Raw genomic sequence first — 13358 nt, 5'->3', positions numbered from 1 at the left:
CGGCCCGCGCCCCCCCCCCCGCGGTGGCGGGTTCCCCCCCGGCCTTAACCCACGACTCGACGCGCCTGGAGCGGTCCGTCGTACGACGAGCCGTCGTTACCCGGCACGAGTAACGACGGCTCGGCGACGACACACGGGCCCGGCGTGCCTCCCCAGCAACACCCGTCACTCTGTTTACCCTCGTCACACGGGTTCCGGCCGTGCGCTGACCGGTCCCCGGTGTTCCCCTTCCCCGGACACACGAGGCAGACCCGATGGCGAACAGCTTCATCGGCCGTGACATGGCCGTGGACCTCGGCACCGCCAACACGCTGGTCTACGTCCGCGGTCGGGGCGTCCTCGTCGACGAGCCCAGCGTGGTCGCGGTCAACGACGTCACCGGCGAGCTGCTGGCCGTGGGCCACGACGCGAAGAGGATGCTGGGCCGCACGCCGGCCGACATCTCCGCGATCCGGCCGCTGCGCGACGGGGTGATCGCGGACTTCGAGGCGACCGAGCAGATGCTGCGCCACTTCATCGCGCGCGTGCACCGACGCCGCTACCTCGCCAAGCCGCGGATGGTGATCTGCGTGCCGAGCGGGATCACTCCGGTGGAGCAGCGTGCGGTCAAGGAGGCCGGCTACCAGGCCGGCGCCCGCCAGGTCTCGATCATCGAGGAGCCGATGGCGGCCGCGATCGGCGCCGGGCTGCCCGTCCACCAGGCCACCGGCAACATGGTCGTCGACGTCGGCGGCGGTACGACGGAGGTCGCGGTCATCTCGCTCGGTGGCATCGTCACCAGCCTCAGCGTCCGCGCCGCCGGCGACGCCCTGGACCGCGCGGTCGTGGACTGGATGAAGAAGAAGCACGCCCTCCAGCTCGGCGAGAGCACCGCGGAGCAGGTCAAGCTCAGCCTCGGCTCCGCCTGGCCCGGCCTCACCGAGCAGGAGGCCGAGGTGCGCGGTCGCGACCTGGTCTCCGGGTTGCCACGGACCGTCACGGTCGGCTCGGCCGAGGTGCGCCGGGCCATGGAGCAGCCGCTCGACGACATCGTCGACGCCGTCCGGGTCACCCTCGACCGCACCCCGCCCGAGCTGGCCGGCGACATCATGGACCGCGGCATGGTGCTCACCGGCGGCGGCGCGCTGCTGCGCGGCCTCGACGAGCGGCTGCGCGACGAGACCGGCATGCCCGTGCACGTCGCCGACGACCCGCTCGGCGCCGTGGCCCAGGGCGCCGGCACCTGCGTGGAGGAGTTCGACGCGCTCCAGCAGGTCCTGGTGGCCGAGAAGCGGCGGGTGTGATGGCCCTCGACACCTCGCCGCCGTCCAGCCAGCCCGTCCGCCAGTCCGCCGTCCGCCAGCGGGAGCGGGTCAACCGGCGCGGCAGCCTCGAGCCCGGCCGGCCGGGGCGCCCGAAGCGTCCGCTGGTGGTCGCGCTGGTGCTGGCCGCGGTCACGCTGATGACCGTCGACCGCGGCGCCGACGGCTCGCCGGTCGACCCGGCCCGCCGCGCGGTGGGAGAGGTGCTCGGCCCGGTGCAGGCCGGGGTGGCCCACGCCCTCGATCCCGTCCTGTCGCTGCCCCGCTGGGTCGGCGACCAGGGCGACCTCGTCGACCGGGTCGACGACCTCGAGGCCGAGAACGCCGAGCTGCGCCAGCAACTGGCCCGCACCGACGTCGACCGCAACCGCCTCGCCGAGTACGACGGCCTCACCGCGGCGGCGGAGGACCTCGGCTACGCCATGGTGCCCGCCCGGGTGGTGGGCTACGGCGCCGCGCAGACCTTCACCCGCACCGTCACCATCGACGCCGGCTCGCGCGCCGGGCTGGCCCCCGACATGACCGTGGTCGCCGCCGAGGGGCTGGTCGGCCGGGTGCTGCGGGTCACCAGCACCACCGCGACCGTGCTGCTCGTCGTCGACGACCGGTCGGTGGTGGGTGCCCGGCTCGGCTCCTCGATGGAGATCGGCTCGCTGACCGGCGACGGAACCCTCGACGACGACGGCGCCCTCGACCTCGAGCAGGTCGACGAGACCGCCGTGCCGCGCCGCGGCGACGTGGTCGTGACGTGGGGCAGCGACGCCGGGGCGCCGTACCTCTCCGGCATCCCGGTCGGCGAGGTCACGGCCGTCTACAGCAACGTGCGCGACATGACGCAGCGCGCTGCGGTGCGCGCCTACGTCGACTTCAGCGCCCTCGACGTGGTCGGTGTGGTGGTGCCGTCGGGCACCGCCAGCGACCGCGCCGTGATCGAGCCCGACGGGGCGCTGCGGTGACCGCGCGCCGCGCGGCGGTCGTCGGCCTGCTGCTGGTGCTGGCCCTGACCCTGCAGGCCAGCGTGCTGCCGCTGCTGTCGTGGCAGGGCGCGGTGCCCAACCTCGTGCTCCTGCTGGTCGTCGCGGTCGCGCTCGTGCGCGGCAGCGAGGCCGGCCTCGTGGTCGGCTTCGTCGGCGGCCTCCTGCTCGACCTCGCCCCGCCCGCCGACCACACCGCCGGGCGCTGGGCGCTGGCGCTGCTGCTGGTGGGCGTGCTCGCCGGCCGGCTCCACGACCCGCGCCGTCCACGGGGCGGCAGCCCGCTCGCGGCGCTCGGCACGGTGGCCGCGGCGTCGTTCGTCGCCACGTCGGTCTTCGCCCTGGCCGGGCTGGTCGTCGGCGACGGCGACCTCGGCACCGGCGACCTGCTCTCCGGCCTGGCGGTCGCGCTGGTCTGCGACCTGGTGGTGGCTCCGCTGGTGCTGCCACCCCTGCTCGCCGTGCTGCGCCACACCGACCTCGAGGCCGCGCCCGCGTGAGCCGCCCTCCCGCCGACGGTGCGACGACCAGCCAGCTGCGGCTGGTCGTCGTGCAGGCGCTCGTCTTCTCGCTCTTCGCCACCCTGCTGGTGCGGCTCTGGTACCTGCAGGTCGCGACCGGCGACGACTACGCCGAGCGCGCGGCCAACCAGTCGGTGCGCGAGGTCGTCGTCCAGCCCCAGCGGGGGCTGGTGGTCGACGCCCAGGGCCGTCCGCTGGTCGCCAACCGCACCGCCTGGGTGGTCTCGGTCGACCGCAGCCTGCTGTCGCGGATGGACGACGAGGAGCGCGACCAGGTGCTGCGCCGGGTGGCGAAGGTGACCAAGGTGTCGCAGCGGCGGATCGAGAAGCGGCTGCTGCTCTGCGGCGACGAGGGCGCCAAGGTCGGCCTGTGCTGGAACGGCTCGCCCTACCAGCCGGTGCCGATCGCCACCGACGTGCGCCAGCAGGTGGCGCTGCGCATCCTCGAGCAGCCCGAGGACTTCCCGGCCGTGCTCGCCCAGCAGCAGAGCGTGCGCGCCTACCCCCGCCCGTTCGGCGTCAACGCCGCCCACGTGCTCGGCTACCTCAGCCCGATCACCGGCGACGAGCTCGACACCGCGGAGGAGAACGGCGACCGCTCGGTCAACGGCGCCAGCGCGGTGGGCCGCGCCGGCATCGAGCAGGAGTACGACGAGTGGCTGCGCGGGATGCCCGGCTACACCTCGGTCGCGGTCGACTCCCGGGGCCGGGTGATCGGCGATGAGGACGCGGTCGAGGCACAGCCGGGCGACACCCTGGTCACCTCGATCGACGCGCGGGTGCAGTCGGTCGTGGAGCGCAACCTCGCGGCCACCATCGCCAAGGCGCGCGCGACCCGCGACCCGGTGACCGGCCGCAACTACGCCGCCGACTCCGGCGCGGTGGTGGTGCTCGAGGCGCAGACCGGTCGGGTGGTCGCGATGGCCAGCCAGCCGACGTACGACCCCGAGGTGTGGGTCGACGGCATCACCAAGAAGCAGCTGGCCCGGCTCTACTCCGAGAAGGCCGGCACCCCGCTGCTGGCCCGGGCCACCCAGGGCCAGTTCGCGCCCGGCTCGACCTGGAAGCCGTTCATGACCGCCGGCGCGCTCAGCAACGGCTACTCCGAGGACACCCGGCTCAACTGCAGCTCGGCCTTCCGGGTCGGCAACCGCGACTTCAAGAACTACGAGTCCGGCGCCTACGGCTACATCGGCTTCGACCGGGCGCTCGAGGTCTCGTGCAACACCTTCTTCTACCGCCTGGGCTTCGACTACTGGCAGCGGTTGGGCTCCGACGTCGACGACGTCGACGCGCGCGACCCGCTGGTCGAGACCGCCCAGCGGTTCGGCTTCGGCGCCGAGACCGGGGTCGACCTGCCCGGCGAGGCCGCCGGCCGGATCGCGGACCGGAGGTGGAAGCGCGAGTACTACGAGGCGATGAAGGACCAGTACTGCCGGATCGGCAAGCAGCCCGGCGACGACTTCGAGCACCGGTTCGCCCGGGAGTTCTGCGTCGAGGGCTACACCTACCGGGCCGGCGACGCCGTGAACTTCGCCATCGGGCAGGGCGACACGGTCGTCACCCCGCTCCAGCTCGCCCGCGGCTACGCCGCGCTGGCCAACGGCGGCACGCTCTACGAGCCGCGGGTCGCCAAGGCGGTCGTGGGCGCCGACGGCACCGTGCTGAAGAAGTTCGCCCCGTCGGTGCAGGGGCGGGTGAAGGTCACCGACCGGAGCCTGCGCTACGTCGACGAGGCGCTCAAGGGCGTCCCGCTGCGCGGCACCCTCGACTGGAAGTTCACCGACTTCCCCCTCGACCGCGTGCAGATCCGCGGCAAGACCGGCTCGGCGGAGGTCTACGGCAAGCAGTCGACCTCGTGGGTCGCGTCGTACTCCGACGACTACGTGGTCGTGATGATGGTCAGCCAGGGCGGCACCGGCTCGGGCACCTCCGGCGACGCCGTGCGCGCCGTGTGGGACGCCCTCTACGGCGTCGCCGACGGCGTGGTGCACCCGCGCCGCGCGGCCATCCCCGGCACCACGCCGCCGCGACGGCTGCCGACCTTCACCGACGACGGCTCGATCCTGCCGCCGGCCCGCGACGAGGAGCCCCGATGAGCACGATGGTCCGCACGGCCGCCGAGTCGCGGGTACGCCCGGCCCGCCCGGGTCCGGGCTCGGTCTCGCTGTGGTCGCGCTGGGCACGGCTGGACTGGGTGCTGCTCGGTGCGGTGCTCGCGCTGGTCGCGCTCTCGGTGGTGCTGGTCTGGTCGGCCACCGCCCACCGCGAGGAGCTCACCGGCGGCGACTCCTCGGCGTACCTGCGCCGACAGCTGGTCAACGTCGCCCTGGGTCTCGCGCTCTTCGCGGGCGTCGTGGTCACCGACCACCGCTGGGTGCGGATCACCGCCCCGGTCGTCTACGTCGCCTCGGTGGTGGGGCTGGCGCTGGTGCTGACCCACGGCAGCACCGTCAACGGGTCGCAGTCGTGGCTGCGACTCGGACCGCTGTCGCTGCAGCCGTCGGAGCTGGCGAAGCTCGCGGTCGTGGTGGGGCTGGCACTGGTGCTGGCCGAGCGCGCCCAGGGGGCACCGCGGCGCCGGGTCGACCGCACCGACGTGGCGGTGATGCTCGCGATCGCCGCGGTGCCGGCCGCCCTCATCCTCCTCCAGCCCGACCTCGGCACCATGCTGGTTCTCTGCGCCACCGTGTTCGGGGTGCTCGCGGTCAGCGGCGCCAGCGCCGGCTGGCTCGGCGGGCTCGCCGCGGCCGGGGTCGGGCTGGCCGTGGTCGCGGTGACCGGCGGGCTGCTCAAGGCCTACCAGCTCGACCGGTTCCTGGCCTTCGTCGACCCCTCGCTCGACCCGCGCGGGGCGGGCTACAACGTCGAGCAGGCCCGGATCGCGATCGGCAACGGCGGCCTGCTGGGCCAGGGGTTGTTCGACGGCTCCCAGACCCGGGCCGGCTTCGTGCCCGAGCAGCAGACCGATTTCGTGTTCACCGTGGCCGGCGAGGAGCTGGGCCTGGTCGGTGCCGGCCTGGTCGTCGTGCTGCTGGCCGTGGTCGTGTGGCGCGCGCTGCGGATCGCCCGCGCCAGCGACGACGTCTTCGGCCGGGTCGCCGCCGCCGGCATCGCCTGCTGGCTGGGCTTCCAGGCCTTCCAGAACATCGGGATGTGCCTCGGGATCATGCCGGTCACCGGCGTACCCCTGCCGTTCGTCTCCTACGGCGGCAGCTCCCTCTTCGCCGCCCTCCTCGCCGTGGGGCTGCTCCAGAACATCCACCTCCGGGGCCGGCCGCTGCGGTAGTCCCTGACGAAGTGGCCTCCTCGCACGGCGGATAGGGGGCCATTTCGTCAGGGACTATCCCGGTCCGGGCGACCTAGGGGTTGATGCTGAGGAACAGGAACGTCGCGAGCAGCACCAGGTGGACCAGACCCTGGAGAGCCTTGGCGCGCCCCTGGGCGATGGTCAGCACCGAGACGATCACGGTGATCAGCAGCAGCACCATCTGCACCGGCTCCAGGCCGAGCACGAGGGGCCCGTCGAGCCAGATCATCGCGACCGCGATGGTGGGGATGGTGAGGCCGATCGAGGCCATCGCGGAGCCGTAGGCGAGGTTGAGGCTGATCTGCACCCGGTCGCGCTGGGCGTTGCGGACCGCGGCGATCGACTCCGGCGCCAGCACCAGCAGTGCGATCACCACACCGACGACGGCGTAGGGGAAGCCGAGACTCGCGACGGCGTCCTCGATGGTGGGGGAGAGCAGCTTGGCCAGCCCGACGACCGCGACCAGCGCGGCCACCAGGAGCACCGCGCTGACCACGGTGTCGCGCGTGCTGGGCGGGTCGGCGTGGTCGTCGCCGTCGACGTCGAGCAGGCCGGTCACCCGGCCGTACTCGTCGGAGCTGACCGGCAGGAAGAAGTCGCGGTGCCGCACCGTCTGGGTGAACACGAACGCCGCGTACAGCGCCAGGCAGGCCACCGCGGCGAACGCCAGCTGGGCCGCGGAGTACGACAGCCCGTCGGCCGACGTCGTGAACGACGGCAGCACCAGCGTCACTGCGCACAGCGCCACGATCGTGGAGAGCTGGGAGCCGGTGCCGCTGGCGTTGAAGCTCACGAGGTGGTGGCGCAGCCCGCCCACCAGCAGCGACAGGCCGGCGATGCCGTTGAGCGTGATCATCACCGCGGCGAAGACCGTGTCGCGGGCGTAGGCGCTCGCGCCGTCCCCGCCGGCCACCATCAGCATCACGATCAGGCCGACCTCGATGACGGTGACCGCCACCGCGAGGATCAGCGACCCGAACGGCTCCCCGACCTTGTGCGCCACCACCTCGGCGTGGTGCACCGCAGCGATGACCGCCCCCACGAGGAACAGGCCGATCAGCACCAGCAGGGCCCAGTGCTCGTGGCTGGCCCAGGTGGCGGCCAGCACCGCGATCGCGCCCAGCGGCACCGTGACCGTCCACTGGAAGCGTCCACGGACGGAGTTGGTCGCCATGGCCGCCAACCTATCGGGGGCTACCACCGCCCCGGTCGCGACGGGGGCCCCCGGCGGGGGCCGCCACGAGTCGGCATCCGCCGCCCGACTCCCGTACCCTTGAGCGGGTGTCCACGTCGGTCTTCCCCCGCCTCGAGCCGCACCTGCCGAGCGTCAGCAAGCCCATCCAGTACGTCGGCGGCGAGCTCAACTCCACCGTCAAGGACTGGGACTGCGCGCCCGAGGGCGAGACGGTCCGCTGGGCCCTGATGTATCCCGACGCCTACGAGGTCGGGCTGCCCAACCAGGGCGTGCAGATCCTCTACGAGGTGCTCAACGAGCGCGACTGGATCGTGGCCGAGCGCACCTACGCCGTGTGGCCCGACATGGAGGCGGTGCTCCGCCGCGGCGACGAGCAGGGCCCGATCCCGCAGTTCACCGTCGACGGCCACCGCCCGGTGCGCGACTTCGACGTGCTGGGGCTGAGCTTCTCCACCGAGCTGGGCTACACCAACATGCTCACCGCGCTCGACCTGGCGCAGATCCCGCTGCACGCCGTCGACCGCACCGAGGCCGACCCCGTCGTGCTCGCAGGTGGCCACGCGGCGTTCAACCCCGAGCCGGTCGCAGACTTCCTCGACGCCGCGGTGCTCGGCGACGGCGAGGAGGTCGTGCTCGCGATCTCCGAGGTGGTCCGCGAGTGGAAGGGCGAGGGCCGTCCCGGCGGTCGCGACGAGCTGCTGCGCCGGCTGGCGGTCACCGGCAACGTCTACGTGCCCACGTTCTACGACGTCGCGTACGCCGCCGACGGCACCATCGAGGCGGTCGTGCCCAACCGGCCCGGCATCCCCCACCGGGTGCGCAAGCACACGCTCATGGACCTCGATGCCTGGCCCTACCCCCGCAAGCCGCTGGTGCCGCTGGCCGAGACCGTGCACGAGCGGTTCAGCGTCGAGATCTTCCGCGGCTGCACCCGCGGCTGCCGGTTCTGCCAGGCCGGGATGATCACCCGCCCGGTGCGCGAGCGCTCCATCGAGACCATCGGCGACATGGTCGAGAACGGCATCCGCTCGACCGGCTTCGAGGAGGTCGGGCTGCTCTCGCTGTCGAGCGCCGACCACACCGAGATCGGCGAGGTAGCCAAGGGCCTGGCCGACCGCTACGACGGCTCCAACGTCTCGCTGTCGCTGCCCAGCACCCGCGTCGACGCCTTCAACATCACGCTGGCCAACGAGTTCTCCCGCAACGGCCGCCGCTCCGGTCTGACGTTCGCCCCCGAGGGCGGCAGCGAGCGGATGCGTAAGGTGATCAACAAGATGGTCACCGAGGAGGACCTGATCCGCACGGTCGCGGCGGCGTACTCCCACGGCTGGCGGCAGGTGAAGCTCTACTTCATGTGCGGTCTCCCCACCGAGACCGACGAGGACGTGCTGGCGATCGCCGACCTCGCCAAGCGGGTGATCGCCAAGGGTCGCGAGGTCTCCGGGCGCAACGACATCCGCTGCACGGTCTCGATCGGCGGCTTCGTGCCCAAGCCGCACACGCCGTTCCAGTGGGCCGCGCAGCTCGACCACGAGACCACCGACGAGCGGCTGCGCAAGCTGCGCGACACGGTGCGAGACGACAAGCGGTTCGGCCGCGCGATCGGCTTCCGCTACCACGACGGCAAGCCCGGCACCATCGAGGGACTGTTGTCCCGCGGTGACCGCCGGGTCGGCGCGGTGATCGAGGAGGTCTGGCGCGACGGCGGTCGGTTCGACGGCTGGAGCGAGCACTTCTCCTACGAGCGCTGGGTCACCGCCGCCGAGCGGGTCTTCGCCGGCACCGGCATCGACCTCGCCTGGTTCACCACCCGCGAGCGCGAGTACGACGAGGTGCTGCCCTGGGACCACCTCGACTCCGGCCTCGACAAGGACTGGCTGTGGGCCGACTGGGAGGACGCCCTCGCGGTCGCCGACGGCTCGGCCGACGTGGAGGTCGAGGACTGCCGCTGGACGCCCTGCTACGACTGCGGCGTCTGCCCCGAGATGGGCACCGAGATCCAGATCGGCCCCACCGGCCGCCAGCTGCTGCCGCTCTCGGTGGTCTGACGGCCTACCCGGCGAGCACCACCAGCCGCTGGGTGGCGCGGGTCATCGCGACGTAGCGGTCGACCGCGCCCTCGATGCCGTCGCCGTAGGCCGCGGGCTCGACCAGCACCACCAGGTCGAACTCCAGACCCTTGGCCAGCACCGGCGTCAGCGACCGCACCCGCGGTGACACGCCGGCGCCGGCGGTGCCGTCGGCGCTGATCACACAGGCGGTGCCGTCGCCGTGCCCGGCGAGCCAGTCCTCGAGCAGGGGCACCAGGTCGGCCACGCCGGCGTGGGTGACCGGCACCCCGGTGCTGCGCACCGAGGTCGGCACGTTGGCGTCGGGGATCGCCGCGCGGATCACCGGCTCGGCCTCGGTCATCACCTCCTGCGGCGTGCGGTAGTTGATCGTCAGCGACGCCAGCGCGACCCGGTCGAGGCCGACCCGGGCCAGCCGCTCCTGCCACGACTCGGTGAAGCCGTGCCGGGCCTGGGCCCGGTCGCCGACGATGGTCAGGCTGCGGGAGGGGCAGCGCTCCAGCACCATCCGCCACTCCGCGTCGGTCAGCTCCTGCGCCTCGTCGACCACCACGTGCGCGAACGGCCCGGCGAGTACGTCGGGGTCGGGCGCCGGCGTCGCCGACGGGTCGGCCAGCGCGCCGGCCAGGTCGTCCTTGCGCAGCATCGACATCACCAGCATCTCGGTGTCGTCGCTGGCGACCAGGTGGTCGACCACCATCGACAGCTGGTCGCGCTCGACGGCGGCGGCGGCCTGCTGACGCCGGCGGCGGCGCGCGGCGTCCGGGTCGCCGAGCCGCCGCCGGGCGGCGTCGAGCAGCGGCAGGTCGGCCGTCGTCCACGCGTCGGGCACCGGCCTCTGGAGCAGCCGCACCTGGTCGGGCTCGAGCCACGGCGCGCAGCGACGCAGGTACGCCGGCACCGTCCACAGGTCACCCACCAGGTCGGTGGGCTCGATCAGCGGCCAGGCCCGGGCGAACGCCTCGACCAGCTCGGCGTTCCTCACCAGCGCGCGGCGGACGTCGTCCTCGCCGACCTCGCCGACCTCGCCGTCGTCCTCGTCGAGCCCGTGCCGGTCGACCAGGATCGTGAGCAGCTCCTCCCACACCTCGTCGCGCGCCTCGTTGTGCGGGGTGCCGGGTGCGGGGACGTCGAAGGCGTCGGCCCAGTCGGCCGGGCCCAGCCAGACGTCCGCCCAGGGCGTCGACACCTCGAGGCCCTGGGTCGGCGGCTCCTCGTAGAGCCGCACGGCGGGCTCGATGGCGTCCACCATCGCGGCTGTCGACTTCAGCCGCGCGACCTCGGCGTCGGTCTCCTCGCCTGCCGTGGCGCCCTCGGGCAGCAGGTCGCGCAGCGTGCAGGTCCGCACGCCGTCCTCGCCGAGGCTGGGCAGCACGTCGGCGACGTAGGCGAGGTAGGGGTGGTGGGGCCCGACGAACAGCACGCCGCCGCGCCGGTCGTTGAGCCGCGGGTCGGAGTGGAGCAGGTACGCCGAGCGGTGCAGCGCCACCACGGTCTTGCCGGTGCCCGGGCCGCCGTCGACGACCAGGGCGCCGCGCGAGCCGGCCCGGATGATGGCGTCCTGGTCGGCCTGGATAGTGCCGAGCACGTCGCGCATCCGCGCCGAGCGGCTGGTGCCCAGGCTGGCGATGAACGCCGACTGGTCGTCGAGCGCCGCGTGCCCCTCGAGGCCCTCGGCGGTGAACACCTCGTCCCAGTAGTCGCTGACCCGTCCGTCGGTCCACCGGTAGCGGCGGCGGCTGACCAGCCCCATCGGGTTGGCGTGGGTGGCGCCGAAGAACGGCTCGGCGGCGGGGGAGCGCCAGTCGACCAGCAGCCGGCGCCCGGTGCGGTCGGTGAGGCCGAGCCGGCCGACGTACACCGGCTCGTCGGCGTCCGCGGCCACCATCCGCCCCAGGCACAGGTCGAGCCCGAACCGGCGCAGCGTCCGCAGCCGCGAGCTCAGCCGGTGCACCTCCTGGTCGCGGTCGAGCGCCTGCTGGCCCGAGCCGGCCGGGGCCCGCCGGGCCTCGTCGAGCCGCGCGGTGAGGTCGGCGACGGTCTCGGCCAGGCTCGCGCCGACCGCGGCGAGGTGGTCGTCGTCGGCGCTCACCAGGGCGGGATCGGCCTTGGCGGCGAGGTGGTCGGGCAGGGCGAACGCCGTCGTGGACGGGCGGGGCATGTGGGGGTCTCGCGATCTGTCGTCCGGTGGGTCGGCGGGCGATTCTGGGCCACGAGGAGGGTCTTGCGGCAAGCCCCCTGCTGCGCTATACCTTGGGAGTGGAAGGAAGCCGGTCGGCTTCCTTCCTTCGTGCATTTCGGGCAACGCTGGTTGAGGAAGTCGCGCTAGCGACTGTCTCGAAACCCCCCCGCACCCGAACGCCCTCCGGTGCGCACGGGAGGGCATTCGTCCCACCGGGTCTCGACGACGCTCGCTGGCGCTCGCTGCTCGACCAGCGGGTGGCTCCCGCTGGTTGAGGAAGTCGCGCTGGCGACTGTCTCGAAACCCCAGACGGCCGGGCGCCCTCCGGTGGGGACGGAGGAGCTCTCGGCTCACCGGGTCCCGAGGCTCAGGCCTGGCGGCCTTCGCACCTCGACCAGCGTGTGCGCTGGTTGAGGTGCGAGCGGAGCGAGCCTCGAAACCCCGCACCCGACAACCCTCCGGCGGGGACAGGAGCGCGTTCGGCTCACCGGGTCTCGAGGCTCAGGCCTGGCGGCCTTCGCACCTCGACCAGCGTGTGCGCTGGTTGAGGTGCGAGCGGAGCGAGCCTCGAAACCCCCGCACCCGACAACCCTCCGGCGGGGACAGGAGCGCGTTCGGCTCACCGGGTCTCGAGGCTCAGGCCTGGCCGCCTTCGCACCTCGACCAGCGGCCCATTAACACAAGTAAGTCAGTCGAGTATGGTGACCAGTATGGCAACCGACTTCCTCTGGTACGTGCCCAACAACGTCGAGCCCGGTCACCGCGGGGACACCACGACCGAGGGGTGGGGCAGCCTCGACTACTCGACCGACCTGGCGCTGCGGTGCGAGCGGTCGGGGTGGTCGGGGGCGCTGATCGGCACCGGGTGGGGGCGGCCCGACACGATGACGGTCGCGACCGCGCTGGCCGCCCGGACGACGACGTTCCGCCCGCTCGTCGCCGCCCGGCCCGGCTACTGGAACCCCGCCCAGTTCGCGACGGCGGCAGCCACCCTCGACGCGCTCAGCGGGGGCCGCCTGCTGGTCAACATCGTGACCGGGCAGGACAACCCCGCGGCGTACGGCGACCCGCAGGTCGACCAGCCCACCCGCTACGCGCGCACCGCGGAGTTCATGCAGCTGCTGCGCCGGCTCTGGACCGAGGAGGACGTCACCTTCACCGGTGAGCACTACCGCGTCGAGGGGGCGACCGTGGTGCCCCGGCCGCACGAGCAGGACGGACGACGCCGCCCGACCCTCTACTTCGGCGGCGCCTCGCCGGCAGCCGAGCGCACCGCCGCGGCGGAGGCCGACGTGCAGCTGTTCTGGGGCGAGCCGCTGGCCGGGATCGCGGAACGGATCGAGCGGCTCCGCGCGCTGGAGGCGGAGGCCGAGCGGGAGGCGCCGCTGGAGTTCGGGTTGCGGATCACCACCCTGGTCCGCGACACCACCGAGGAGGCGTGGCGCGACGCCGAGGCCAAGGTCGCCGAGTTCGCCGAGCACGGCAAGGACTGGCTGAGCGCTTGGCACACCGGTGCGGCGGTGGGGCAGCAGCGGCTGCTCGACCTCCACGAGCGCGGCGACGTCCTCGACACCTGCCTCTACACCCGGCCCGCCGCCGTCGGGGGTGGCGGGGCCGCCACGACCTGGCTGGTCGGCTCGCCCGACGACGTCGCCGAGGCGCTGGCGGCCTACCACCGGCTGGGGATCAGCCAGTTCATCCTCTCCGACACCCCCTACCGCGAGGAGGCCGAGCGGGTCGGGGCCAGCCTGCTGCCGCGGGTGCGCGAGCTGGTCGGCGAGACCGTCGGCGTCTAGGCGCCGTCGA

The 13358-nt window shown here is 73.4% G+C and carries 9 protein-coding genes; 7 read left to right on the top strand and 2 right to left on the bottom strand.

Annotated features, from left to right (window positions below; translation table 11 throughout):
* Positions 1–254 precede the first annotated feature (254 nt).
* From JT721_RS18935 to rodA, 5 genes are read left to right on the top strand one after another with little or no spacing between them, the layout of a single operon-like run.
* Positions 255–1283: a rod shape-determining protein gene (locus JT721_RS18935; RefSeq protein WP_205474920.1), complete on the top strand. Its 1029-nt coding sequence runs from the start codon at positions 255–257 to the stop codon at positions 1281–1283.
* Positions 1283–2257: a rod shape-determining protein MreC gene (mreC, locus tag JT721_RS18930; protein ID WP_205474918.1), complete on the top strand. Its 975-nt coding sequence runs from the start codon at positions 1283–1285 to the stop codon at positions 2255–2257. The genes JT721_RS18935 and mreC overlap by 1 nt, the downstream gene beginning before the upstream one ends.
* Positions 2254–2775, top strand: a complete 522-nt coding sequence (gene mreD / locus JT721_RS18925) for a rod shape-determining protein MreD (protein ID WP_205474916.1) — start codon at positions 2254–2256, stop codon at positions 2773–2775. The genes mreC and mreD overlap by 4 nt, the downstream gene beginning before the upstream one ends.
* Positions 2772–4895, top strand: a complete 2124-nt coding sequence (gene mrdA, locus JT721_RS18920) for a penicillin-binding protein 2 (RefSeq protein WP_205474914.1) — start codon at positions 2772–2774, stop codon at positions 4893–4895. Before mreD ends, mrdA begins: the two co-directional genes overlap by 4 nt.
* Positions 4892–6085 carry a rod shape-determining protein RodA gene (gene rodA / locus JT721_RS18915; protein WP_240341081.1) on the top strand — a complete coding sequence of 398 codons (1194 nt, stop codon included), beginning with the start codon at positions 4892–4894 and terminating at the stop codon, positions 6083–6085. Before mrdA ends, rodA begins: the two co-directional genes overlap by 4 nt.
* A gap of 73 nt (positions 6086–6158) precedes the next feature.
* Here the strand turns inward: rodA and JT721_RS18910 are convergent, their stop codons facing one another.
* Positions 6159–7280 (bottom strand): calcium:proton antiporter, encoded by a 1122-nt coding sequence (locus JT721_RS18910; protein WP_205474912.1) that lies wholly within the window; start codon positions 7278–7280, stop codon positions 6159–6161.
* Positions 7281–7387: 107 nt separating this feature from the next.
* Here JT721_RS18910 and JT721_RS18905 point away from each other — a divergent pair, with 107 nt between their 5' ends.
* A complete protein-coding gene (locus JT721_RS18905) occupies positions 7388–9349 on the top strand; it encodes a TIGR03960 family B12-binding radical SAM protein (protein WP_205474910.1) in 1962 nt (653 codons plus the stop codon).
* Between the two features lie 4 nt (positions 9350–9353).
* On the opposite strand, the gene helR is transcribed toward JT721_RS18905, so the two are convergent.
* Positions 9354–11531, bottom strand: coding sequence for an RNA polymerase recycling motor ATPase HelR (helR, locus tag JT721_RS18900; RefSeq protein ID WP_205474908.1), 2178 nt, complete (start codon positions 11529–11531; stop codon positions 9354–9356).
* 731 nt (positions 11532–12262) lie between these two features.
* On the opposite strand from helR, the gene JT721_RS18895 reads away from it, so the two are divergent.
* On the top strand, positions 12263–13348 hold the full coding sequence (locus JT721_RS18895) for an LLM class flavin-dependent oxidoreductase (RefSeq protein WP_205474906.1): 1086 nt from the start codon (positions 12263–12265) through the stop codon (positions 13346–13348).
* The last annotated feature ends 10 nt before the right edge of the window (positions 13349–13358 follow it).

The sequence above is a fragment of the Nocardioides sp. SYSU D00038 genome (assembly GCF_016924665.1).
Lineage (GTDB): Bacteria > Actinomycetota > Actinomycetes > Propionibacteriales > Nocardioidaceae > Nocardioides.
The sequence above is the reverse complement of the archived record's forward strand: the minus strand, read 5'-3'. Positions and strand labels throughout refer to the sequence as shown.

Coding starts and splice junctions, on each gene's coding strand:
- JT721_RS18935 (WP_205474920.1), top strand. CDS start 255: ATGGCGAACAGCTTCATCGGCCGTGACATGGCCGTGGACCTCGGCACC.
- mreC (WP_205474918.1), top strand. CDS start 1,283: ATGGCCCTCGACACCTCGCCGCCGTCCAGCCAGCCCGTCCGCCAGTCC.
- rodA (WP_240341081.1), top strand. CDS start 4,892: ATGAGCACGATGGTCCGCACGGCCGCCGAGTCGCGGGTACGCCCGGCC.
- JT721_RS18910 (WP_205474912.1), bottom strand. CDS start 7,280: ATGGCGACCAACTCCGTCCGTGGACGCTTCCAGTGGACGGTCACGGTG.
- helR (WP_205474908.1), bottom strand. CDS start 11,531: ATGCCCCGCCCGTCCACGACGGCGTTCGCCCTGCCCGACCACCTCGCC.
- JT721_RS18895 (WP_205474906.1), top strand. CDS start 12,263: ATGGCAACCGACTTCCTCTGGTACGTGCCCAACAACGTCGAGCCCGGT.